Origin of the sequence: Kribbella sp., from assembly GCF_035687465.1 — a bacterium.
Taxonomy (GTDB): domain Bacteria; phylum Actinomycetota; class Actinomycetes; order Propionibacteriales; family Kribbellaceae; genus Kribbella.
In genome coordinates, this window is sequence record NZ_DASRXP010000333.1 from 1 (window position 1) to 22777 (window position 22777).

A 22777-nucleotide genomic window follows, 5' to 3' on the forward strand; every position below is an offset into this window, starting at 1 on the left:
GCAGACCAGGAACTCCTCACCCTCGATCGCTCCGATGTTCGGGTCACCCTCCGCGGTCAGGGCATACACACCATCAGCGAGAACCTCGAGAGTCTGTTCCTTGGCGGTGGTGTCGGCCGAGGATGCGAACGGTTTGGCCATGGGCAGCTGACCTCAGCCCACCTTGCGAACGACCGTGGGCGCAACAAGGACCTTTGCCAGTAACCGATTCAACTGGCGCTGCTCCCTCTCGTCGAGGGCGGTGAAGGGTGAGCGGACATACGCGGTGGACAGCATTCGCTTGCGGACGCGTTCACCGGCTTTGGTCAGGACAAGTGTCCGCACCCGGCCGTCCTGCGGATGTGGGATCCGCTTCACCAACCCCTTCTCCTGCAGCTTGTCGCTGAGCAACGTGACGTTCGACGGGTCGCACTGCAACCGCACAGCCAGCTTCTTGAGCGGCACCGGCTCAGCATCCGGATCGACCAGCCACAACAGATTCGCCTGCGACTCGGTCAGGCCGATCTCCTCGACAATGCCCCTGGTGATGTCCGTGAACAACGAGCCGAGGCCGACGAGTTGCTCGACAAGCTCTGCGTTCATCTCGTGCGTACCCATGGCTCTCAGCCTACTCCTGAATGATTCACCACCGACGCACTTCTGTTCATCGACGATGACCTTCACAGCGGCCAGTCTTTGAGTACTTCAACGATTTTGTCAAGCCATCGCGCCGGCCGCAACCCTTGACAAGCTCACTGAAGTGCTAAGCTAACCTTGTAGTTGAGTGATTCAAGCATTCAAACTGCGCACTCCTGACCAAGTGGTCACCACCGCCTTCACAGCACTGAGCACCCGCAAGGCGTCCGTTGTGAACGGACGACTCAACGCCATCATCGCCCGAGTCGGATCACGCTTGCCGGAGGCAATCGTTCTCACCATGGCGACCCGCATCATGAAAGGAGTCTCATGAGCGCGACTTCTGAGGCGACCGTGTCCCCCGAGTCGGTGGAGGTCGCCGGCCGAGCCCGCACACTGACCGTTGTGCATCACCAGCAGCCGGAGTCGGGCACGGTCCCTGTGGTGTTGGTCTTTCACGGTTCACTGCAGACCGCTGCCGTGATCCGCTCCTTCACCGCGAACACCTTCGACCGCATCGGGGCGGAATCCGGGGCCGTCGTCGCCTATCTCGACGGCTACAAGAGGCACTGGAACGACGCCAGGATCGTCAACACCTCCGCGGCGCGCGTTGACGGTGTCGACGACGTCGCCTTCGCCAAGGCCGCCATCGATCTCCTTGTACGCCGGTACGGCGGCAACCGCGCACAGGTGTACGCCATCGGGTTCTCCAACGGCGGCCAACTGGTCATGCGCCTGATCCACGAAATCCCGGAAGCCTTGGCCGGCGCGGCAATCCTGTCCGCGACCCAGTCCGTCCCGGAGAACTTCGCCCCGGACTCCCCGCAGCAGCAACCGGTTCCTGTCATGTTCGTCCACGGCACAAGGGATCCGATCACTCCGTATGCGGGCGGAATGGCCAAGATGTACAGGTTCCGCCCCCGCGGTCTCGGCCTGTCAGCCCCAGAGACAGCCGCGTACTACGCGCGGCGCAACGGCATCACCGCCGCTCCCACCACGGCGCCCGTCGACACTGGCGCAACCGGGCCAACACGGGTGGACCGCACTGACTACCGACAGCCAGGCCACCCGCCGGTCACCCTCTACACCGTGCACGAGGCCGGCCACTCCATCCCCGGCCCCAAGACGGCCCGTCCTCGCATCCTGATGGGCGGAACCGACCACACCCTCGACACCGCCCAGGCGATCAGCGAGTTCTTCGGCCTCACCACCAGCACCCAGCACGCTTGAACGGACTCAGGACCGGGTCGATGCGGATCACCGAGGTCGGTACCAACGTCGACAGGCGCAACCACCGCGGTGTCTTCCACCAGCCGCTCGCCGGCGCTCCTGACAACGGCCGATGCGCCTCGAAGGCTCCATCGCGATCGCCAAGGCCGTCTAGGCGGCGCGGCCCAGTCCTTGGCCGCGAACTGCTCGCGGCCAAGGACTGAAACCAGAAGGTCGGACTCAGCCAGTGGTGACGCCGAGGGCGGCTCCGACTTCGGTCAGGCGGTCGGTGTAGACCTTTGCCATCCGGCCGTCCTTGCTCGGGCCGACGTTCAGCAGGTACTGGTAGCCGTGGTCGCGCTGGTAGGTCTCCTCGTCGACGATGTCCTCCGTCGTCCGCGGCTCGACGGACTGATCGGTGGTGAACCAGTCCCAGTCGCTCGTGCTGATCATGTCCGACATCTGCACCGGATCCGCGATCCCGGCCGGCGGACGGCCGTCCTCGTACTCGAGCACGTCCGAGGTGGCCAGCGAGTCGTTCTTGTCGTTGTTCACGATCACGGTGCCGGGCGACACGTTCCGGACGAACTCCGCGACCTGGTCGAACGGAATCTTCCCGTAGCCCGGCCCGAAGGCCCACGCGTCGAACCACAGCTGATTCACGAATCCGTACTGCGTCAGCAGCTCCCGCACCTGATTGATCACCAGCTCCGTGCTGTCGCCGTTGCTGCGGTCCCAGATCGAGTAGTACAGGCCGACATTCAGGCCGGCGGCGCGGAACGAGTCGGCGTACCGGCGGACCACGTCGCCCCCATAGGGGCTTGAGGCAACGTCATACGCGTTGGACGCGGTGTCCCACAAGGCGAAGCCGTCGTGGTGCTTGGTGGTCAGTACGCCGTACTTCATCCCCGCGCTCTTCGCCGTCGCGGCCCACTGATCGGTGTCCAGGCTGGTCGGGTTGAAAACCGTCGGTGAGGTGTTCGGCGTGGCCCACTGCTCATTCGTATACGTTCCCAGGCCGTAGTGAATGAACATGCCGAACTGGTTCTCGCGGATGTGCTTCGCGACGTCCGCCCGTACCGGCTTCTCGTTGCTGTAGACCTGCACCTCCGCCAGCGTCAGATAGCCGGTCAGCGCCGACTGCACCCGGACGTAGCGCGCGGTGCCGGCGACATTGAGCACCTTCTGGTCACCGATGTCACGGACGCGAGAAGCGCGAACACCAGACTGCTTGAGGGTCTGCTGCAGATCGGTCGAGACGAACGGCTGATCCGAAGTCAGGACATAGAAGTCCTGCAGCCGATCCTGGCAGCAGTCGGTCCGGTTCCAGACGACGATCGAGGTCAGCTGCTTCGACGAGCCGAGGTCGGCCTGCCACCAGGGGTTCAGCTGCGACACCGTGTTACTGAGGGACCGGTCGTTCCAGTCCCCGTCCAGGTTGTTGTCCTGCGCCCTCGTCGGCACGCCACCGTCAGCGACACTCGACTGCGTCGCCCGGGCCGCGAGGGCGACATTCCGGTACTGCGGGGTGGCGGGCGCCGCACTCCGCCGTACGACGACCTCGGCCAGGGCCAGCGGATTCGTGCCGTTCAGCTGGACGCGTACGTACCGGGCACTGCGGCTGATGGGCAGGACGATCTTCCCGGCGACGCGATCGACGTGGTACGAGGTGACGCCACGTTGCTCGCGGGACTCGGCCAACGAGTTCGAGGCGAACGGCTCGTCGGACAGCAGGACGTAGAAGTCGGCGAGACGGCCGACACAACAGTCGGTGCGGTTGTAGATCGCGATGCTCCCGATCTGTTGCCGACTCTCGAGATCAACCTGCCACCAGGGCTGTGATTCCGCCCTGGTGTGCGACAGCGAACCGTTCCAGAAGCCACCGTCGAGGTTCCCGTCGACAGCACGCGACGCCGGCGCGGCGGTCTCGTACTCCGAACTCTGACTCGCCGTTCTGCCGAGCGCGAGGTCATCGGTCGTCTCACCTGCCACTTGTGCGGTGGCCGGCTGGATGGCGAGGAGTGGGGCGGCGATCAGCGCGGCGATCACGCAGACCGCGACGCGGCGTTTGCGGGCAAGACCTGCTGCGGACACAGCGATCTCCTGTCGTTCGTCGGGGCGGGACGAACCGGACACTAGAACAATAATTCCGAAAATACCAGATCCTATAGGAAAGACGGTCGCACCTCGGACGTCGAAGGTCCTCGCCGGGTTGCCCCTCCTACGCCACCCTGACCACCGTCTTGCCCGCCCCCGGAGCCAACTGGTCGGCGATCATGCGCGGCACGTCGTCGAAGCCGTAGACCTTGCCCACAGGTGTTGTGATCGCACCGCGTTCCGCGAGGTCCCGCAGGTGGTCCCACACGGCGGCCTCCTTCTCGGCGTCGTCATTGCCGGACGCGAGCACGCCGACCGCCGTGTAGTTCCGCAGCAGCATGTCCATCGAGTCGAGCGCAACAGGCGCCCCGCTCGCGAGGCCGATCATGGCGATACGCCCGTTGCGGGCGATGCTCCTGAGGGCCGTGGCAGCGGTGTCGCCCCCGACCGGGTCGTAGATCAGGTCCACTCCACGCCCCTGGGTGATCTCAGCGATCCGGGCCGTCAGGTCGTCGGTGCGGTAGTTCACGCCGTAGTCCGCACCGTTCCGAGCACAGAAGTCCAGCTTCTCCTGGCTTCCGGCGATCGCGATCACCGTCGCTCCCAGCGCCTTGCCGAGTTGCACCGCCGTGGCGCCGCTGCTGCCCGCGGCGCCCAGAACGAGCAACGTCTGCCCGGCCTCGACCGGGGCGCGCTCGACGAGGCCCGCATACGCCGTACGGAAGCCGATCGGAAAGCCGCCGGCCTGTTCGTCCGTCATACTCACCGGGATCCGCAGGGCCGACCTCTCGCGCACATAGACGTACTCCGCGTAGCCGCCCCACCCCTCCAAGAACTCCGTGATGCCCGCCACCTGATCGCCGAGCGCAAACCGAGAACCCGGCGGTACGGCGACGACTTCCCCGGCGACTTCCTCGCCGAGGCCGAAGGGAGGATCACCAAGGAGTGGGAAATGGCCCGCCGTCATCATCACATCGGGAAACCCCGCCCCCGCGGTGCGCGTCCGGATCAGCACCTGCCCCGGCGCCGGCTCGCCCCAGGTCAGCTCCTGAAGTTCGACCGCTTCCTTCGGATCACCGAACTTCACCACCCGCCACGCACGTCCAGAGAACATCTCAACCCTCTCGAAGTCACATACCCATGACCACGGACAAGGTCCATCGCCGGTTCAATTAGATGACGTTCACCTCCATGGACAGCAGACGGGAACCCAGCGACTTGCCGTGGGTGTCCAGCGCGAGCGAGGTGGTCACTCCCCGTCGACGACGTCGTGGCTATGCCTCACTGGCTGCCGAGCGCTTCGAGGCTTCTAGCACGGCTGAGGCCTCCTGTTCGAGCAGGACGAATCCGCAGGATCCAGCGATCGAGAAGGCCTGCTTGGCGGCATGGTTCGCCGAGGTCGGGTCACCGTCAGCGAGGCGGGCGGTGGCGAGGCCGACCAGCGCTCGTGCCTCGACGAAGGGATAGGTGTCGTAGGCAACCGTCAGGCTGTCTTCGAACCACTGGGCGGCCGTGGTCGCCTCGCCGAGCGCGAGGTAGGCGTTGGCGACGGTGGCCGCGGTCTGTGCGGTCGCCTTCCTGTCTCGGAGCGTGTTCGCCAGCTCGTGCGCGCGCCTGGCAACCTGCAGCGCGCTGACGGCATCTCCGCGCTGCCTGTGCAGATGGCTCCACTCGTCCAACGTCGACAGTTCGCCGCGAGGGTCGGCTCCCTTTCGATACCCTGCGAGCACCTCGGTGAGCAGGTCGGCGGCTCGCGTCTCCTCACCGAGCTGACGAAGCGCGCTCGCCAGGTTGCCGCTGTTGGCCAGCGCCGAGGTCTCCCTGCCGATTGTCTCGTTGATCTCCAGCGCCGCGTTGAGCAACTCGGCGGCATCCCGTAGTTCGCCCTGGCACAGCCGCATCATCCCGAGGCCGTTGAGCGCGACCGCTCGCACATGACCTGACTTGTCGTGCTCGGTCAGTTCCAGCGCTCGATGGAGCCAGCTGTCCGCGTCGGCGAGCCTGCCCTTCTCGAGGTGGAGCCACCCGATGTGGTGGGACAAATACGCGACGGCCTTGGTCCATCCGATCGCCACCGCGAGCTGTTCGCCGGCGAGACAGTCGGCCAGCGCCTCGCCGTCCCGGCCGACCGACTCGAGCGCCTGGCCGCGACTGATCAGCATCGCGGTCCGTGCGGCGTCATCGCCGGCCCTGATGGCTCCGTCCAGTCCTGCCTGCGCCGCGGCCAGCAAGCCGTCGACCTGCCGGCGGATCAGGAAGTAGCCACGCAGCTGGTCGGTGATCCGCCAGGACAGACTGGGATCGGCGGATCCAGCCGTGGTGTTGACGACGGCAAGCAACGCCGGTACTTCGAGATCCAGCCAGGCGAGCGCAGCGGTCTTGGATTCGACGAGCGTCTCCCGCTTCGGATGTTCACCGAGCCGCACGGTGTGGGGGTAGACCCACTCCATTGCCGCCGTGACGGCGTCGGCGTACCAGGAGTAGAGCCGGGAACGCGCAGTCTCCACCTCGTCATCGTCCCTCAGCAGCCTTCGACCGTACAGGCCGAGCAAGTCGTGGAATCGGTAGCGGTCCGGCGTGTACTGCAGCAGCATGTTCGCCTCGAGGAGCTCCTCCAGCAGTCGATCGGCCTCAGCCGGCGGGACCGCGAGCAGAACACCGGTGCCGTCGGCACCGAAGTCGTCTCCGGGATGGAGGCTGCACAGCCGGAACGCGCGTTGGGCCGGCGCGCTCAGGTCGTCGTAGCTGAGCTGGAAGCTGTTGAGCACGCTCGACTCGCGGGTCGACAGTTCGGTGAGTCTGTGGTTCTCGTCGCGCAGTCTGCGGGTCAGATCGTTGATCGTCCAGGCCTGCCGGGTGGCCAGCCGCGAGCTCGCGATGCGCAGCGCCAGCGGCAGGCGTGCGCACGCCTCGGCGAGCGCCTGCGCGGCGTCGGGATCGGCGTCGACCCGCTGCCATCCGGCGGTCGCGGCGATGAGTGCGATCGACTCCCCCGCATCGAGCGGTTCGAGGTCGACGACGCTCGCACCGGCGAGGCCGTACAGTCGGCGCCGACTGGTCACGATCACGTCGCTGCCACCCGCGCCTGGCAACAGCGGCTGGATCTGCTCCGCGTCGGAAGCGTTGTCCAGCAGGACAAGCGTCCGACGGTCGGCGAGTTCGCTGCGCAACAAGGAGGCAGCCTCGGTCTCGTCCGTCCCGATCTGCCTGCTCGGTACGCCGAGTGCGCGCAGGAACCCGCCGAGCACCTGCATCGGTTCCGGTGCGGTCGCGGTGGCGCCGCGCAGATCGGCGTACAGCTGACCGTCTGCGTAGTGCCCGCGTAACCGATGCGCGGCGGCCAAGGCGAGGGCGGTTTTGCCAACTCCGGCAAGGCCGTGGATCAAAACGATCCGAGACGACGCCGGTCCGGACTCCAGACCCTGGCGGGGAAGCGCGGCCTCGATCCTGGCGAGTTCACCGACCCTGCCAACGAAGTCCGATGGCGCGGCAGGCGCCTGCTGGATCGCGGTCCGCCCCGTTGCCGGCCGATCCTGCTGCCGGAGTACGGCGAGCTGTACTGACCGCAGCGTCTCTCCGGGGTCGATGCCGAGTTGCTCTGCGAGTGCGCCACGGATCCGGTCGTACGCCGCGAGTGCCTCCACCTGCCGGCCGCTCGCGGCAAGAGTCAGGATCAGCTCGACATGCAGCGGCTCGTCCAACTCGTGCCGATGCGCGAACTCTCGCAACGGTCTCAGCGCCAGGTCCGGCTTGCCCAGATCGCGAGCCAGCGTGGCGAACATCTGGACGGCGGTGGCGTACTCCGAGAGCGTCGCGATGTAGAGCGGACCCGACGCCACCCGCTCCGCGTCGATCTCACCGCGCCACAACGCAACGGCTCTGGCGAGCTTGGCCAGCGCCCCCTCCGGCGCGTCGTACGCCGCTCGCGCGGTGAGGTCGCGGAACGCCAACAGGTCGAGCTGATCGGCGCCGACCACGAGCCGGTACCCGCTCTGCCCACCCACGAGCACAGTGCCGCCGCGTGCGTCGGAGTCCAGCAGTCGCCGCAACCTGGCGACGTGGGTGTGCAGCAGGCGCTGCGCGTTCTGGGCCTCCTCGCCGGGACCCCAGAGAAGCTCTATGAGTTCGTCCTGGCCGACGGCCGCGCCTGCCCCCAGAGCGAGCCGCGCGAGCAGCGCGCGTTGCCGGTCGGAGCCGAGGGAGACCCGGAAGTCGCCGTGCCATACCTCGATCGGACCGAGCACCCGGATGCGCAGAGGACCGCGACCGGCCGCGTCGGCATCGGCGCGCGCTGCGTGATGGGCCCCCGCGGCGGCCTGCAGGTGCGCGACGTCAGACTCGGTCAACCCGAGTGCGTTGGCGATCGCCTGGACCGAACCCCTCTTCGGGCTTCTCGTCCTCCCCTGCTCCAGATCCCGGATCGCGCCCGGGCTCACACCGGCCAGGTCGGCGAGCTGCCGCTGGGTCATCCCGATCCGCAGCCGATGGGCCCGCAGCAGGCCTCCGAAGGTGGTCTCCGTCATTCGTCACCGCACGTGGGCGGGCCAAGCGTCGGCCTGCGATTGGGAGGCACCCCCGCAATGCTACCGGCGGAACGTGTCACCGCTCGGCCACAGCGAGTATCCGGGGCCTAGCGGTACGGGCGCAGTACGGACAGCGCGGCGCCAGTGGAGCTCCCTAACCTCTGTGCCAAGCCGCCCGGATCGCCCGATGCGAGGCAGGGCTCCCCATCCGAAGGAAGTCCCACCCCAGCAGGCTCGTCGGCGTCTACCAGCGGAAGGTCGAGCGGATGGCTAGGGGAGCTCGCTGGGGAGTCCACGGACGCGAAGGGCGCCGGGGCGGTTGAAGAGTGACTTCAGAGCACTCCGAGTCCGAGAGTCCTGAAGGAGCACGACCATGGCGCGTCACTCTCTAGTTGTGTCTCACAAATACTTTGTGCTACACCTACTATCTATGGACAACCGACGAACTCTAGGCTCGCCCCGTCCCAACGCTCAGCTGGTGATGAGCTGATGTTCATCGCAACCGCCATCGTGTCCGCGCTGCTAGCCGTGGCCCTCTTCGCGTCGGGCTTCAGCAAGCTGCGGAAGGACCCCAAGCAGCTGCAACTCATGGAGGCTGTCGGGTTCCCGAAGGACAAGATGTGGCTGCTAGGCGTCGCCGAGATCGCCGGCACCATCGGCCTCATAGCGGGCCTGTTCTGGTGGCCGATCGGTATCGCCGCGGCCATCGGCGTGATGCTCTACTTCATCGGCGCGATCATCTCCCACATCCGCGTCAAGGAAGGCTTCAGTACTCCGCTGATCGTGCTCCTGGTCGCCGTGGCCGCACTGGTCCTCCGCGCCACAACCGCCTAAGGCCACGTGATGGCCTTACCGGCGTTCGAATTCGGCTTGGACACCCCTGCTTATGTGAGCGTTGACGAGTCCGGTCAACCGATCGACGGCGACGCCGTCATCCGCAACACCGTCGAGGAAGCGGTCCTGGCTGACAGCGTCGGAATCGACTCGTTCAACATCAGCGAGCACTACCGGGCCGACTTCATGGACTCTGCGGGTCCCGTGATGTTGGCCGCGATCGCCGGCCGTACCCAGCGAATCCGGCTCGGTACGGCCGTGACGGTGCTCAGCACGCAGGATCCGGTCAGGGTGTACACCGAGTTCGCGACGCTCGACGCGGTGTCGAACGGCCGCGCACAGCTCATCGTCGGCCGCGGCTCGCTGCCTGACTCCTTTCCCTTGTTCGGGTTCGATCTTGCCGACTACGAGACGCTGTTCGAGGAAAAGCTCGAGCTGCTGACGCGGCTCCTCCGGGACCAACCTGTCACCTGGTCCGGGACCGTCCGATCCCCGCTCACCAACCAGTACGTGATGCCTCCCCTTCCTGCGGGGCACCTCCCCACCTGGGTGGGAGTCGGCGGCAGCCCGCAATCGGTGATCCGGGCTGCCCGGTACGGCCTGCCGCTGATCATCGCCGGCATCGGCGGGCATCCCAGCCGCTTCGCACCTTTCGTCGAACTCTACAAACGGGCCCTCGACGAGTACGGGCATCGGCTGCAACCGATCGGCATGCACTCGCACGGGTACGTGGCCAAGACGGACGAGGAAGCCGTCGACATCCAATGGCCGCACTGGGCGGACATGTACGCCGCATCGCCGCAGAGCGGAAACCTACGACCGACCAAGACCGGCTTCCTGTCCGAGATCACCGACGGCTCCATGTACGTCGGATCGCCCGAGACCGTGGCAACCAAACTGGCGGCGACGATCCGTCTACTCGGCCTCAACCGATTCGACTTGGCCTACGCCCTCGGTCGCGTCCCCCATGACCAAAGAATGGCGACCATCGAGCTCTTCGGCCGCGAAGTGATCCCCCGCGTACGAGAGTTGCTCGCTGAGACCACCACCTGAGGCCACACCCATGGGTCAGAACGGCAGATCGTCAGCGGCCTCGATCCGCAGCCGCCAGCCGAGGTCGGGCAGCAGCGGATCCAGCGTCCGCTGCTCGACACACCCACGCCAGACGCCGAAACCGTACGCCGCGTCGTCGAGCACTCTGGCCGCCGTCCAGCGAATCGGGTCCAGGTCGGGGCGCGTCCTCCGCCACTCGAGCAAGGCCGGCACGATCGCTGCAGCCGCGAGCGCGGGACGCACCCTGGGGAAAACGGCACCCGCGACGATCGACAGCGGCCACCAGGCACGGACCAGCGAGTCAGCAACGACCACGCCCGAGTGGAGGGTGCCGCCACCAGCTAGGCGAACGGCTTCGCGACCGGGCTGGTCCACCACGCCCCGCAGGTCTCGAGCCAGCAGACCGGACGCGACTCCAGTGATCGCCGCGGCCAGTACCGGCCGGCGCGCAGCGACCGCTGCCCAAGCGGCCGCTGTCCACGGCGACATCGCAAGCGGCCGCGCAGCTCCAGGATGTTGCCGGGACAATGGCGCGGCGGTGCGGCCGTAATGAGCACGCCGGGCCAGGAACCCAGCGGGCGTGGTGCGGTGCTCGTGCCCGACTTCGCCGGCAGGCTCGTACCGGACCTGGAGACCACGGCCGGCCAGGCGCCAAACGAAGTCGACGTCCTCCGCACCGGGCAGCGATTCGTCGAAACCGTCCGCCATCCCGGTCCTCCTGACCAGGAGGGTCGCACTGGGCACGAACGGCACCCGGCCACCAGGAACGACCAGCGCACCCTCGGGCCCGCGATCCAGCGGCGACCGCACCGCTTCGTACCGGCCGAGCCAACCACGGTCGGCGGACTCTTCGATCGCAACGATGCGCGGCGCAACCGCGGCCACGCGAGGATCCGCGAAGTGCGGCAGGAGTTCGGAGAGCCAGCCGGCGCGGGGCTCGCAGTCGGAATCGATGAAGGCGAGCACGTCGCCCGTCGACATCCGGGCGCCCTCGTTACGCGCCGCCGCCGGCCCACCGCGGACGGCCCGGCGGACGTATCGCCCCCCGTGGCCAGCAACCACGGCCGCCAACTCGTCCGGCTTCGCGGACGCGTCGTCGACGACGACGACCTCGGCGACCGGGTCGGTGTCCGCCAATCGACGGACCGCACGCAGCAGCCGGTCAAGCTGCTGCACCCGATCGCGGACGGGAATCACCACGCTGATCGAGTAGTCCACACCGGGAGCAGGTGGCACAGGACGGGCCAAACCTGCCGTCACCAAGGCACGAGCGAACATCCCCGCGTCGGGCTGATCGCCAACCTGACCACCGGCCAGCCACTCGGCCAGCGTGTCTGCCTGCAGCTTCGAGAGGCGGACGATGCGGAACGGCGTACCGCCCATCAGCACGTCCGCACGGGCAAGCCACGCGCCTGGAGCGAGCTCGAGCCGGAAGTCCGCGGGCAGGGCGACGCTCACGCGAACCCCCTGCTGAGCATCCGCAATGAACTGTCCAGCAGTTCGGACAGATCCGCGTCGTCGTCCGCGAGCCATTGCTCGTACGCCGCGATGGCAATACCGAGCACGGCCCAGGCGATCGCCTGGGGCTTCATGCTGTCCTCCGGCACCCCGAGCCGCCGCGCGACGTACTCCGCCACCACCTGCCGCCAGGCCGCGTACCGCAACGTCGAGTGCGCGATCAGTGAAGGCACCCGGAGAATCAGCTCCATCCGCCTGCGGTGGTACGGGATCTCGCTCGCCGGGAAGCTGTTGAACTCGATCACCGAGAGGCGGATCGCCTCCATCAGCGGTACGTCGTCGGATGTTTCGGCGAGCATCTGCCGCATCCCGACCAGCTCGCTTTCGAAGTCACCCCAGGGCAGATCGTTCTTCGACGAGAAGTACCGGAAGAACGTTCGCCGGCCGATGCCGGCGGCAGCCGCGATGTCGTCGATGGTGGTCGCCTCGAAGCCCCGTTCGGCGATGAGTTCGAGGGCCAGGTGGCTGAGCTCGGCCTCGGACGTCACCGGGGGGCGGCCCTGCCGAAGGGCAGGGGTCTCGGCCGTCTTGGTCATGCTGTCGATCTCCAGTCGGTTCGTCGGCGCCTCTTTGTTTTGGCATCCGATGCCATTAGTATGCATGAACAGACAGATATCGGCACTCGGTGCCAAAACTTACCGCCGAGGAGCAGCCGATCCGCTTCTTCCTCGAGGAGGTTCAGATGAGCAACGCTGACACCCAGGTCGCGCTGGACGCGACAGTCATCGAAGAGATCCAGGACGACCAGCTGGTCGAGGACGACGACCTGGTCGAGGAGATCTCGATCGACGGCATGTGCGGCGTCTACTGAGCCGCTGACCATGACCTCGACCGTCACTGTCGACCTCGACCGGGCCTGGGATCTGCACCCCCAGGTCGCCGTCCGACCTGAGCCGTTCGGTGCCCTGCTCTACCACTTCGGCACCCGTCGGTTGTCCTTCCTCAAGGACCGCAAGCTGCTGACGGTCGTCAGCGGCCTCGAAGGCAGCCCGACCGCACGAGCGGCCTGTACTTCGGCCGGCGTCGGCGACGCTGAGCTGCCCCGCTACCAGCGGGCCCTCGCCACCCTCGCCACCTCGCAGCTCCTCGTCGAGAGGGCACCGTCATGACCGTCGTCGCATCGACGCCCACCCCGACCGCCGCCCCGAACCGTCTTGTGGACCTGTTCGAGTTCGGCCTGGACGCTCCGATCTGCCTGACCTGGGAACTCACCTACGCCTGCAACCTGTCCTGCGTGCACTGCCTGTCCAGCTCAGGCCGGCGCGACCCGCGCGAACTCAGCACCGCCGAATGCAAAGCAGTGATCGACGAACTCGCACGCATGCAGGTCTTCTACGTCAACATCGGCGGCGGAGAACCGACCGTCCGGCCCGACTTCTGGGAACTCGTCGACTACGCCACCGCGAACCGCGTCGGCGTCAAATTCTCCACCAACGGCGTCAAAATCACCCCCGAGGTAGCCCGCCGGCTCGCAGCCAGCGACTACGTCGACGTGCAGATCTCACTCGACGGCGCGACCGCCGACGTCAACGACGCCGTCCGCGGCCACGGGTCGTACGACACCGCACTGCGCGCGATGCGCAATCTGGCCGACGCGGGCTTCCGCGGCTTCAAGCTGTCGGTCGTCGTCACCAGGCACAACGTCAGCCAGCTCGACGACTTCAAGGCGATCGCCGACCAGTACAACGCACAACTACGGCTCACCAGACTGCGCCCATCGGGCCGCGGCGCCGACGTCTGGGACGAACTGCACCCCACCCAAGACCAGCAACGCGACCTCTACAACTGGCTCCTCGGCCACGGCGACGACGTGCTCACCGGCGACTCGTTCTTCCACCTGTCGGCATACGGACAGGCCCTGCCCGGGCTGAATCTGTGTGGCGCGGGCAGGGTGGTCTGCCTGATCGACCCGATCGGCGACGTCTACGCCTGCCCGTTCGCCATCCACGACGAGTTCCTGGCCGGCAACGTGCGAGACGATGGCGGGTTCACCACCGTGTGGCGCGATTCGGCGCTGTTCACCGAGCTCCGGCAGCCGCAGACCGGCGGAGCTTGCGCGTCGTGCCAGTTCTTCGACTCCTGCCGCGGTGGCTGCATGGCCGCCAAGTTCTTCACCGGTCTCCCACTCGACGGACCAGATCCCGAGTGTGTGCAGGGTTATGGCGCCGACGCGCTGCTGGCCCGCGGCGAAGTCAGCCCGCCGAAACCGAGCGGCGACCACTCACATCGTGAACGCCGCACCCCGGTCCCGGTGACGATCGGGCGCCGCCCTGCCAGTGCATGCAACGAGAGCCCCCTGGCCGGATTCGAGGCAGCGGGCAACTAGCAACGGCCAGCCAGCTCGGCGACCGACAACTGAACATCTGAAAGGAGCGCGCAATGGGGCGCGTAGAAGGAAAGGTCGCTTTCATCACCGGCGCAGCTCGCGGTCAGGGCCGCAGCCACGCCGTCCGGCTTGCCCAGGAGGGCGCCGACATCATCGCGGTCGACATCGCCGGCCCGATCCCGAATCTGGACTATCCGCACGCGACACCTGAGGATCTGGCGCAGACGGTCAAGGAGGTCGAGGCGCTCGACCGGCGCATCATCGCCACCCAGGCCGACGTCCGGGACCGGGACGCGATGAAGAAGGCGATCGACGAGGGCGTCGCCCAGCTCGGCCACCTCGACATCGTCGTGGCGAACGCCGGCATCTGCATCCTGCGGCCCTGGGACGAGGTCACTCCGGAGATCTGGCAGGACACTCTCGCCGTCAATCTCACCGGGGCCTGGAACACCGTCCAGCTCGCCGCTCCGCACCTCATCACCGCGGGTGGCGGGTCGATCATCCTCACCAGCTCCGCCGCCGGGCTCAAGGGGCTGCCGTTCCTCACGCCGTACGTCGCGTCCAAGCACGGCATCGTCGGCATCATGCGCGCCTTCGCGCACGAGCTCGCCGAGCACAACATCAGGGTCAACAGCGTCCACCCGACCGGCGTGGACACCCCGATGGGCTCAGGTGACGGGACCCAGCGGATGGGGGACCTGATCGGCGCGCATCCGCGGCTCGGCGGCATGTTCACCAACAGCCTGCCGATCGACATCACCGAACCCGTCGACATCAGCAACGCCGTGCTCTTCCTCGCCTCCGATGAGGCCCGGTACGTCACCGCGCTGACCATGACCGTCGACGCCGGCAACACGCAGTACTGACCACACGGGGGTCAAACCACCCGAAAGGAGCACGCAATGGGGCGTGTGGAAGGAAAGGTCGCATTCATCACCGGTGCGGCGCGCGGCCAGGGTCGCAGTCACGCGATCAGGCTGGCCGAAGAAGGTGCCGACATCATCGCCGTCGACATCGCAGCGCAGATCGACTCGGTGCCGTTCCCGATGGCAACGCCGGACGATCTCGCGCAGACCGTGAAGGAGGTCGAGGCACTCGACCGGCGCATCGTCGCCACTCAGACCGACGTGCGGGACTACGCGGCGCTCAAGGCGGCACTGGACGACGGGGTGGCCCAGCTTGGCCGGCTGGACATCGTGGTCGCTAACGCCGGGATCGGCAGCTTCGGCGCTGCCGTCGACCTTGAGGAGCAAGCCTGGCAGGACATGCTCGATGTCAACCTAACCGGCTACTGGCACACCGCCAAGGCAGCCATCCCGCACCTGCGAGCGGCCGGCGGGGGGTCGATCATCATGACCAGCTCGGCAGCCGGGTTGAAGGGCTACCAGCACCTCGCGCATTACGTGTCCGCCAAGCACGGCGTGGTCGGACTCATGCGGACACTCACCAACGAGCTCGGACCCGACATGATCCGGGTCAACTCGGTGCACCCCACCAGTGTCAACACCGACATGATCCACAACAAGGCGACCTACGAGCTGTTCGCACCAGACCTCGAGAACCCGACCAAGGATCAGCTCGTCGAGCGGTTCCAGGCGATGAACATTCTGCCGATCCCCTGGGTCGAGGCTCGTGACATCTCCAACGCCGTGCTGTTCCTGGCCTCGGACGAGGCTCGCTACATCACCGGCGTCACGCTGCCGGTCGATGCCGGCTCGGTAGTGAAGTGAGGTAGGAAGCACCATGGGAAAGCTCGAAGGCAAGGTCGTCTTCATCACCGGCGCGGCCCGCGGCCAGGGTCGTAGCCACGCTGTTCGGCTCGCTCAGGAGGGCGCGAACATCATCGCCGTCGACATCGCCGCACAGATCGCCAGCGTGTCGTACCCGATGGCCACGCCCGAGGATCTCGACCAGACGGTCAAGGAGGTCGAGGCGCTCGACCGGCGGATCGTCGCCCGCCAGGCCGACGTCCGCGACCGCGCCGGTCTCCAAGCCGCGTTCGACGCTGGTGTCGCCGAACTCGGCCCGGTCGACATCGTGCTCGCCAACGCCGGCATCGCCCCGATGGGGGTGAAGGTCCAGCCGAACGAGTGGCAGGACGTGATCGACGTCAACCTGACCGGCGTTTACAACACCGTCGAGGTGGCCATCCCGTCGATGATCGAGCGCGGCCAGGGCGGCGCCATCGTGCTGACCAGCTCGACCGCGGGGCTCACCGGTATCGGCGGCGGCCAGCCGGGTGGACTCGGTTACACCGCGGCCAAGCACGGCGTGGTCGGGCTGATGCGGTCGTACGCGAATGTCCTGGCCACGCACTCGATCCGGGTCAACACCGTCCATCCTACCGGGGTGAACACCCCGATGGTCGTGAACGACGTCATGCAGGAGTTCCTCCAGCAGGACCCGCAGCTCGGCAACGCGATGGCCAACGCCCTGCCAGTTGGCATGGTCGAGCCCGTGGACATCTCGAACGCCATCCTGTGGTTGGTGTCCGATGACGCCCGCTACGTCACCGGGGTCACCCTCCCCGTCGACGCCGGATTCACGAACAAGAAGTGAGATTGTGGACAATCTGACAGGCGCCAGTCTGTCCGCCACCCGGCGACGGGTGGCGGACAAGGTGGTCGGCCGGGAGCACGAGTTGGACCTCGTGCTCTCGGCGGTCGCCGCCGGCCGCGACATCATCCTGGAAGGCCCGCCGGGCACCAGCAAGACGACGATCCTGCGCGCCATCACCAGCGAGTGGGGCATCCCGCTGCTGTTCGTCGAGGGCAACGCCGACCTGACCCCGGCCAAGCTCGTCGGACACCACAACCCGGCCCGGGTACTGCGCGAGGACTACAGCGCCGACAACTTCGTCGCCGGGCCACTGGTCGAGGCGATGCGCGAAGGCGGCTTCCTCTACATCGAGGAGTTCAACCGGGCTCCGGAGGACACCGTCAACACGTTGCTCACGGCAATGGCCGACCGGACCATCGCCGTACCGCGCGTCGGCACCATCGAGGCGTTGCCGACTTTCCGGGTGATCGCCTCGATGAACCCGTACGACAACGTCGGCACCACCCGCTTGTCGACCAGCGTGCACGACCGGCTGAACCGGCTCGCGGTCGGCTACCAGGACGCCGACGCCGAACGCAGCATCGTCGAGCTTCGGACCACGGCGACGGGCCGGCTCGGCGACCGCTTGACCACCGACGCGGTCGCGGTGACCCGCGCGACCCGCGAGCACCCCGACGTCCGGCAGGGCAGCAGCGTCCGCGGCGCCATCGACTGCGTCCTCGTCGCCGGTCAACTGTCCGAGCTGCGCGGGATCTCGTCGCCTGACGACCCCCGCTATGCCGAGACCATGTACGACGCGATGGTGGTCGCGCTGTCCGGCCGGATCCAGCTGGACGAGGCCGCCGAGACGACACCCGAGCAAGTACTCCGGGAGATCTGGGAGGACCACTTCATCCTGGCGAACGCCGTCGCGGCACCTGGTTGAAGAGCCGTGGAAGCCGACTCACCGCTACGACGCAGAGGACAGCCACGAACACCACTGCGCCGGCGGCCCAAGCAGCTGGAAGGAGAGCCGACGTTGTTCGAGCCTTCGCCGGGAGGACAGGGCGGCATCGTGCTCCGATCCATCCCGACCGGCCACGGCAACCGCGATCCGCGGCGGCCCACGGGGACCGCGCCCGGTAGCACCGACGAGACCGGGGACCTGGTGACGGCCTCCGCGGAGTCTGCACCCTCGGACCCGGTGGCGCGCGCCCGGGCCCGCCAGATCGCGGCCCGGCTCGCGCTCCGACGTCCCCGGCTCGACGTGACGTCGAACCGCGGCTCCGGTGAACTCGCCAGCGTCCCGTACCGCGGTGGCTCCGACGACATCGACCTGGACGCGACGATCGAGATGCTCGCGGAACGCCCGGTACCCGACGACGAGGACATCATCGTCCGCGAGCGCGTCCGCACGCGGCGATCGGTCGTCCTCGCGGTCGACGTCTCCGGCTCGATGCGCGGCGAGCGGATCCGCAACGCCGCGGCGACCGTCGGCGCACTGGCCGCCGAGCTTGTTCGTGACGATCTTGCCGTACTGGCCTTCTGGTCCGATGCGGCCGTCCTGCTGCACCTCGGCCAGCCTGTGCGACCACTGGATCTGGTCGATGCCCTGCTCGAGCTGCCTGCGAAAGGCCTGACCAACATCGCCTTCCCGTTGCAGGTGGCCGCGCGCGAGCTGTCCCGGATTCCCGCTCGCGACGCTCGCGTCGTCCTGCTGTCCGACTGTGTCCACAACGCCGGCCCCGACCCGCGGATCGACGCTGCCCGGCTGGCCAGGCTCGACGTACTGCTCGATGTGAGCGGCGAACACGATCTCGAGCTCGGCCGGGAGCTGGCCCGCGCCGGCCACGGCCAGCTGGTCCGGATCCGGCAGCACCGGGACGTGGCACCGGGACTGACGAAGGTGTTCGCAGCATGAGCTGCGCAAGAAGGAGAGGATGAAATCATGAATAGCTGGTTCGAGACCGTCGCGGAGGCACAGCGTCGCGCGAAGAAGCGGCTGCCGCCCTCCGTCTATCTGGCCCTGCTCGCAGGGTCCGAGGCCGGGCACACGCTGGATGACAACGCCGCGGCCTTCGGCGAACTGGGCTTCGCGCCGCACGTCGCCGATCTGTCGGCCGAGCGCGACCTGAGCACGACAGTGCTCGGTCAGCAGCTGGCACTGCCGGTGATCCTGTCACCGACCGGCGTGCAGGCGGTTCACCCCGACGGCGAGGTCGCGGTCGCTCGGGCCGCGGCAGCCCGGGGTACTGCGATGGGCTTGTCCTCGATGGCCAGCAAACCCATCGAAGAGGTGGCCGCCGCGAACCCGAAGACCTTTGTCCAGCTCTACTGGTCCGGGTCCCACGACGTTCTGGTCGAACGCCTGGAGCGAGCGAAGAAGGCCGGCGCGGCAGGGGTGATCCTCACGCTGGACTGGTCGTTCTCGAACGGGCGCGACTGGGGTAGCCCCAAGATCCCGGAGCGGATGAGCCTCGGCACCATGGTGCGGTACGCGCCGCAGGGCGTGACCCATCCACGGTGGCTGTGGCGCTACGCCAAGACCGGTCGTCCGCCGGCGCTCACCGCCCCGAATATGGCGCCGGTCGGCGCCGCCGCGCCGAGCTTCTTCGGTGCGTACGGCGAGTGGATGCAGACGCCACCGCCGAGCTGGGACGACGTCGCCTGGTTGCGCAAGCAATGGGACGGCCCGTTCATGCTCAAGGGCGTGATGCGCATCGACGACGCCAAACGAGCGGTCGATGCGGGCGTGACGGCGATCTCGGTGTCGAACCACGGCGGCAACAACCTGGACAGCACCCCGGCCACGATCCGGGCCCTGCCGGCCGTCGCCGAAGCAGTCGGCGACCAGGTCGAGGTCCTATTGGACGGAGGTGTCCGCCGCGGCAGCGATGTCGTCAAGGCGCTCGCCCTCGGAGCCCGGGCGGTGATGATCGGCCGGGCTTATCTGTGGGGACTCGCGGCCAACGGCCAAGCCGGTGTGGAGAACGTCCTCGACATCCTCCGCGGTGGCATCGACTCGGCAGTGCTGGGACTCGGCCACAAGTCCGTGCAGGACCTGAACCCCTCCGATCTGATCGTCCCGCCGGGGTTCACCCGCCGGCTCGGCGTACGGGACTGAGCGGCCGGCGACCATGACCCGCCTTGACAACCTCACCTGGCCCCAAGCCGCCGAGCATGCCGACCAAGGCTGCCTGCTCGCCGTGCCGCTCGGCTCGACAGAGCAGCACGGGCCGCACTTGCCGCTGTCGACCGACGCCGATGTGGCCGTGGCGCTGTGCGGCGCCCTCGCGGCAGCCAGAGCGGACGTCATCGTCGCGCCCGCGATCGGCTACGGCGCCAGTGGCGAGCACGCCGGGTTCGCGGGGACACTCTCCATCGGCCAGGAAGTGCTTGAGCTGCTGCTTGTCGAGCTCGGCCGGTCGGCGTCTGAGACGTTCAGCCGGATGCTGCTGGTGAATGCCCACGGCGGCAACGCGGAGCCGGTACTGCGCGCAACGGCGTTGCTGTGCAGCGAGTCACGTGATGTGCTCGCGTGGATGCCGCGGTGGAACGGTGATGCCCACGCCGGGTTCGTCGAGACCTCCTTGCAGCTCGAGCTCGACCGCAGCCGGGTGCGGATGCACCTGGCCGAGGCGGGTGCGACCGCACCGATCGACGAGCTGATGCCCGCGCTGCGAACCGGCGGAGTGCGCTCGGTCAGCCCCAACGGGGTGCTCGGTGACCCAGCAGGAGCTAGCGCCGAGCACGGCCGCACCATTCTCGGCACGCTGGTCCGCGACCTCCTCGCAGCGGTCGCGGACTGGGCCGGTCCGGTCCGGACTGTGCCATGACCGACGCCGACCCCGGGGTCGCTCTGGTCACTGGCGCTGCTCGTGGCATCGGCGCGGCGACGGTCCTCGCCCTGGCCAGATCCGGTTGGCGGGTGCTGGCGCTCGATGTGTGTGCAGACGACGCCGCACTGCCTTACCCACTGGGCACGCGCGACGAACTGGACGCAGTGGTCAAGGAGGCCGGAGATCCAGCGTCGGTCCTGTCGTACGTCTGTGATGTCCGGGACGAGGACGCGCTCGGGCAGGCCGTGGATCTCGCCGAGCGCACCTGGGGCGGCCTGGACGCGGCCATAGGCGTCGCGGGCGTCATCGCAGGCGGAGTACCGCTCTGGGAGATGCCGGCACGGCAACTGCGCAGCATCCTGGACGTCGACCTCGGTGGCGTCATCTCGCTCGCGCGGGTGGCGATCCCGGCCTTGCTGCGCAGGCCGCAGCCGCGGTCCGGACGGTTCCTCGCTGTGGCTTCGGCCGCGGCCACCCGGGGCATGCCAGGACTCGCGGCCTACAGCGCAGCCAAGGCAGGGGTAACCGGGCTCGTTCGCGGCCTCGCAGTCGACCTTCGCGGCACCGGGGTGACCGCCAACGCGGTGAGCCCGGGGTCGACCGCGACGGCGATCCTCGATGAGAGCGCGCGCCTGTACGGGCTCGGATCGTCGCAGGAGTTCGCGTGGCAGCAGCCGCTCGAGCGGTTGCTGGAGCCAGCCGAGATCGCCGCCGCACTCGCCTGGCTCGCCGGTCCGGAGGCGAGTGGGCTCACCGGAGCAGTCGTACCTGTCGATGCCGGGCTCGCGCTGTGACCGCGTCACGCCCGCTGCCGAAGGGATTCCGGGTCGTGCTCGACCCCGAGACCCGCGTCTTGAACGGTGGCCGGCTGATCATCGGTGGGCAGCCTCGCCGAGTCCTGCGGTTGTCCGCCGCCGGTGCTGCGGCGTTGGCCGCCCTGCAGGTGGGACCTGTAGGAACCGTTGCCGAAGGCAAGCTCGCGCGCCGTCTGGTGTCGGCCGGCGTAGCGCACCCGCGTCCGCCGCGAGGAACGTTCGCCGGCCGGGCCGTGGTGATCGTTCCCGTGCGCGACCGTGCCGACGAGCTCGACAGATGCCTGAGCTCACTCGGCCACGCCCACGCTGTCATCGTCGTCGATGACGGCTCCACCGACCGCGCAGCCGTGGCGAAGGTCGTGGCCCACCACGGCGCCCGGCTCCTGGAGCGGCCGCAGAACGGCGGTCCCGCTGCTGCACGCAACAGCGGGCTGCGAGCTGTCGACCGCGCCGATATCGTCGCCTTCCTCGACAGCGACTGCGTGGCGCCCCCGGACTGGCTCGACCAGCTACTCCCCCACTTCGCTGATCGGACGGTCGCGGCCGTCGCCCCGCGGGTGATGCCCTCGCCTGCCGCACGATCGACGACCTTGACCCGGTACGCCGCCCTCCGCTCGCCACTCGATCTCGGTCCGCGGGAAGCATTGGTTCAGCCCGGTACCCGGGTGTCGTACGTGCCAACTGCGGCGCTGGTGGTCCGTTCCGATGCCATGGTGGGCGGCTGGTTCGACGAGTCGCTGCGCTACGGCGAGGATGTCGACCTGATCTGGCGTCTCATCGCTACCGATCGGCAGGTGCGCTACGACCCCACAGTGGTGGTGCATCACGCCGAACCCGAGACCTGGCCTGCCTTTCTCGGCCGCCGTTTCCGCTACGGCACCTCCGCCGGTCCGCTTTCCCGGCGTCATCCGACCCGGCTCGCGCCGATGGTGCTGTCCCCCTGGCCGAGCGCCGTCACCGGACTGCTGCTCGCCCGGCGTCCCACCATCGGGGGACTGGTGGCCGTCGGGGCCACGATCCACTTGGCACGTCGGCTGCACGATTCCGGAGTACCGGGGTCAGCGGCGGTGTCCATGACAGCCGAGGCAGTCACTGCCACGGCACTCGGTGTCGGCCGGGCCGTCACCCAGTTGGCCCTTCCGGCCGCATTGATCGCCAGTACTGCGGTCCGTGGTCATCGCGCCGACCGCCTGGCAACGCTGGCCGCGCTGGTGATCGCCCCCGCGCTGCGCGACTGGTTCTCGCTGCGGCCGCCGCTCGACCCGGTTCGCTGGAGCCTCGCCGCCATCGCCGACGACATCGCCTACGGCGCCGGTGTCTGGCGCGGCGCGGTATCCGCTCGAACTGTCGCACCGCTGCTTCCCCGAACCAGCCATCGCCTCAAGCGTGGTCGCGGCGAAACGTGAGTCG

Annotated in this window: 22 protein-coding genes; 15 read left to right on the plus strand and 7 right to left on the minus strand. The window is 68.0% G+C overall.

The window, feature by feature from the left end; all coding sequences use genetic code 11:
• Window positions 1–153 precede the first annotated feature (153 nt).
• A complete protein-coding gene (locus tag VFG33_RS17455; protein ID WP_325053942.1) occupies window positions 154–597 on the minus strand; it encodes a MarR family winged helix-turn-helix transcriptional regulator in 444 nt (147 codons plus the stop codon).
• Window positions 598–945: 348 nt separating this feature from the next.
• On the opposite strand from VFG33_RS17455, the gene VFG33_RS17460 reads away from it, so the two are divergent.
• Window positions 946–1845: a CE1 family esterase gene (locus tag VFG33_RS17460; RefSeq protein ID WP_325053943.1), complete on the plus strand. Its 900-nt coding sequence runs from the start codon at window positions 946–948 to the stop codon at window positions 1843–1845.
• Window positions 1846–2064: 219 nt separating this feature from the next.
• Here the strand turns inward: VFG33_RS17460 and VFG33_RS17465 are convergent, their stop codons facing one another.
• The 4 genes from VFG33_RS17465 to VFG33_RS17475 form a co-directional block, all read right to left on the minus strand.
• The gene (locus VFG33_RS17465) at window positions 2065–3918 is read right to left on the minus strand and encodes an alpha-L-fucosidase (RefSeq protein WP_325053944.1); all 1854 of its coding nucleotides are present in this window, start codon (window positions 3916–3918) and stop codon (window positions 2065–2067) included.
• 127 nt (window positions 3919–4045) lie between these two features.
• Window positions 4046–5035 carry an NADPH:quinone oxidoreductase family protein gene (locus tag VFG33_RS17470; RefSeq protein ID WP_325053945.1) on the minus strand — a complete coding sequence of 330 codons (990 nt, stop codon included), beginning with the start codon at window positions 5033–5035 and terminating at the stop codon, window positions 4046–4048.
• 58 nt (window positions 5036–5093) lie between these two features.
• Entirely contained in the window at window positions 5094–5174 is an 81-nt protein-coding gene (locus tag VFG33_RS41365; protein WP_422653758.1) for a hypothetical protein, read from the minus strand.
• Window positions 5175–5195: 21 nt separating this feature from the next.
• Window positions 5196–8444 carry a BTAD domain-containing putative transcriptional regulator gene (locus VFG33_RS17475; RefSeq protein WP_325053946.1) on the minus strand — a complete coding sequence of 1083 codons (3249 nt, stop codon included), beginning with the start codon at window positions 8442–8444 and terminating at the stop codon, window positions 5196–5198.
• Window positions 8445–8933: 489 nt separating this feature from the next.
• Here VFG33_RS17475 and VFG33_RS17480 point away from each other — a divergent pair, with 489 nt between their 5' ends.
• Both VFG33_RS17480 and VFG33_RS17485 read left to right on the plus strand, forming a co-directional pair.
• Entirely contained in the window at window positions 8934–9278 is a 345-nt protein-coding gene (locus tag VFG33_RS17480) for a DoxX family protein (RefSeq protein WP_325053947.1), read from the plus strand.
• Between the two features lie 54 nt (window positions 9279–9332).
• Entirely contained in the window at window positions 9333–10331 is a 999-nt protein-coding gene (locus tag VFG33_RS17485; RefSeq protein ID WP_325053948.1) for an LLM class flavin-dependent oxidoreductase, read from the plus strand.
• A 15-nt stretch (window positions 10332–10346) separates the two neighbouring features.
• Here VFG33_RS17485 and mftF (VFG33_RS17490) read toward each other — a convergent pair whose 3' ends face one another.
• Together mftF (VFG33_RS17490) and mftR are read right to left on the minus strand one after the other, a co-directional pair.
• Window positions 10347–11789: a mycofactocin biosynthesis glycosyltransferase MftF gene (mftF, locus tag VFG33_RS17490; protein ID WP_325053949.1), complete on the minus strand. Its 1443-nt coding sequence runs from the start codon at window positions 11787–11789 to the stop codon at window positions 10347–10349.
• On the minus strand, window positions 11786–12385 hold the full coding sequence (mftR, locus tag VFG33_RS17495; RefSeq protein ID WP_325053950.1) for a mycofactocin system transcriptional regulator MftR: 600 nt from the start codon (window positions 12383–12385) through the stop codon (window positions 11786–11788). The genes mftF (VFG33_RS17490) and mftR overlap by 4 nt, the downstream gene beginning before the upstream one ends.
• Before the next feature lie 146 nt (window positions 12386–12531).
• Here mftR and mftA point away from each other — a divergent pair, with 146 nt between their 5' ends.
• The 12 genes from mftA to mftF (VFG33_RS17555) all read left to right on the plus strand — a co-directional run bounded on the left by mftA (window position 12532) and on the right by mftF (VFG33_RS17555) (window position 22773).
• On the plus strand, window positions 12532–12660 hold the full coding sequence (gene mftA / locus VFG33_RS17500) for a mycofactocin precursor MftA (protein WP_325053951.1): 129 nt from the start codon (window positions 12532–12534) through the stop codon (window positions 12658–12660).
• Between the two features lie 10 nt (window positions 12661–12670).
• A complete protein-coding gene (mftB, locus tag VFG33_RS17505; RefSeq protein WP_325053952.1) occupies window positions 12671–12958 on the plus strand; it encodes a mycofactocin biosynthesis chaperone MftB in 288 nt (95 codons plus the stop codon).
• Window positions 12955–14175, plus strand: coding sequence for a mycofactocin radical SAM maturase (gene mftC, locus VFG33_RS17510; RefSeq protein ID WP_325053953.1), 1221 nt, complete (start codon window positions 12955–12957; stop codon window positions 14173–14175). The genes mftB and mftC overlap by 4 nt, the downstream gene beginning before the upstream one ends.
• Window positions 14176–14228: 53 nt before the next feature.
• Window positions 14229–15041 carry a mycofactocin-coupled SDR family oxidoreductase gene (locus VFG33_RS17515; protein WP_325053954.1) on the plus strand — a complete coding sequence of 271 codons (813 nt, stop codon included), beginning with the start codon at window positions 14229–14231 and terminating at the stop codon, window positions 15039–15041.
• 36 nt (window positions 15042–15077) lie between these two features.
• Window positions 15078–15905 carry a mycofactocin-coupled SDR family oxidoreductase gene (locus tag VFG33_RS17520; RefSeq protein ID WP_325053955.1) on the plus strand — a complete coding sequence of 276 codons (828 nt, stop codon included), beginning with the start codon at window positions 15078–15080 and terminating at the stop codon, window positions 15903–15905.
• A gap of 13 nt (window positions 15906–15918) precedes the next feature.
• Window positions 15919–16734 carry a mycofactocin-coupled SDR family oxidoreductase gene (locus VFG33_RS17525; RefSeq protein WP_325053956.1) on the plus strand — a complete coding sequence of 272 codons (816 nt, stop codon included), beginning with the start codon at window positions 15919–15921 and terminating at the stop codon, window positions 16732–16734.
• A 4-nt stretch (window positions 16735–16738) separates the two neighbouring features.
• Window positions 16739–17659: an AAA family ATPase gene (locus tag VFG33_RS17530; RefSeq protein ID WP_325053957.1), complete on the plus strand. Its 921-nt coding sequence runs from the start codon at window positions 16739–16741 to the stop codon at window positions 17657–17659.
• A 93-nt stretch (window positions 17660–17752) separates the two neighbouring features.
• Complete coding sequence (locus VFG33_RS17535) at window positions 17753–18634, plus strand: vWA domain-containing protein (protein ID WP_325053958.1); 882 nt, start codon at window positions 17753–17755, stop codon at window positions 18632–18634.
• A gap of 27 nt (window positions 18635–18661) precedes the next feature.
• Window positions 18662–19837, plus strand: a complete 1176-nt coding sequence (mftD, locus tag VFG33_RS17540; RefSeq protein WP_325053959.1) for a pre-mycofactocin synthase MftD — start codon at window positions 18662–18664, stop codon at window positions 19835–19837.
• Window positions 19838–19850: 13 nt separating this feature from the next.
• Entirely contained in the window at window positions 19851–20549 is a 699-nt protein-coding gene (mftE, locus tag VFG33_RS17545) for a mycofactocin biosynthesis peptidyl-dipeptidase MftE (RefSeq protein ID WP_325053960.1), read from the plus strand.
• Entirely contained in the window at window positions 20546–21346 is an 801-nt protein-coding gene (locus VFG33_RS17550) for a mycofactocin-coupled SDR family oxidoreductase (RefSeq protein ID WP_325053961.1), read from the plus strand. Before mftE ends, VFG33_RS17550 begins: the two co-directional genes overlap by 4 nt.
• The gene (gene mftF / locus VFG33_RS17555) at window positions 21343–22773 is read left to right on the plus strand and encodes a mycofactocin biosynthesis glycosyltransferase MftF (protein ID WP_325053962.1); all 1431 of its coding nucleotides are present in this window, start codon (window positions 21343–21345) and stop codon (window positions 22771–22773) included. The genes VFG33_RS17550 and mftF (VFG33_RS17555) overlap by 4 nt, the downstream gene beginning before the upstream one ends.
• The last annotated feature ends 4 nt before the right edge of the window (window positions 22774–22777 follow it).

Bases quoted from the DNA above. Each gene is read 5' to 3' on its own strand.
- VFG33_RS17455 (WP_325053942.1), bottom strand. From the start codon at position 597: ATGGGTACGCACGAGATGAACGCAGAGCTTGTCGAGCAACTCGTCGGC.
- VFG33_RS17460 (WP_325053943.1), top strand. From the start codon at position 946: ATGAGCGCGACTTCTGAGGCGACCGTGTCCCCCGAGTCGGTGGAGGTC.
- VFG33_RS17470 (WP_325053945.1), bottom strand. From the start codon at position 5,035: ATGTTCTCTGGACGTGCGTGGCGGGTGGTGAAGTTCGGTGATCCGAAG.
- VFG33_RS17475 (WP_325053946.1), bottom strand. From the start codon at position 8,444: ATGACGGAGACCACCTTCGGAGGCCTGCTGCGGGCCCATCGGCTGCGG.
- VFG33_RS17480 (WP_325053947.1), top strand. From the start codon at position 8,934: ATGTTCATCGCAACCGCCATCGTGTCCGCGCTGCTAGCCGTGGCCCTC.
- mftR (WP_325053950.1), bottom strand. From the start codon at position 12,385: ATGACCAAGACGGCCGAGACCCCTGCCCTTCGGCAGGGCCGCCCCCCG.
- mftA (WP_325053951.1), top strand. From the start codon at position 12,532: ATGAGCAACGCTGACACCCAGGTCGCGCTGGACGCGACAGTCATCGAA.
- mftB (WP_325053952.1), top strand. From the start codon at position 12,671: ATGACCTCGACCGTCACTGTCGACCTCGACCGGGCCTGGGATCTGCAC.
- mftC (WP_325053953.1), top strand. From the start codon at position 12,955: ATGACCGTCGTCGCATCGACGCCCACCCCGACCGCCGCCCCGAACCGT.
- VFG33_RS17515 (WP_325053954.1), top strand. From the start codon at position 14,229: ATGGGGCGCGTAGAAGGAAAGGTCGCTTTCATCACCGGCGCAGCTCGC.
- VFG33_RS17520 (WP_325053955.1), top strand. From the start codon at position 15,078: ATGGGGCGTGTGGAAGGAAAGGTCGCATTCATCACCGGTGCGGCGCGC.
- VFG33_RS17525 (WP_325053956.1), top strand. From the start codon at position 15,919: ATGGGAAAGCTCGAAGGCAAGGTCGTCTTCATCACCGGCGCGGCCCGC.
- mftD (WP_325053959.1), top strand. From the start codon at position 18,662: ATGAATAGCTGGTTCGAGACCGTCGCGGAGGCACAGCGTCGCGCGAAG.
- mftE (WP_325053960.1), top strand. From the start codon at position 19,851: ATGACCCGCCTTGACAACCTCACCTGGCCCCAAGCCGCCGAGCATGCC.
- VFG33_RS17550 (WP_325053961.1), top strand. From the start codon at position 20,546: ATGACCGACGCCGACCCCGGGGTCGCTCTGGTCACTGGCGCTGCTCGT.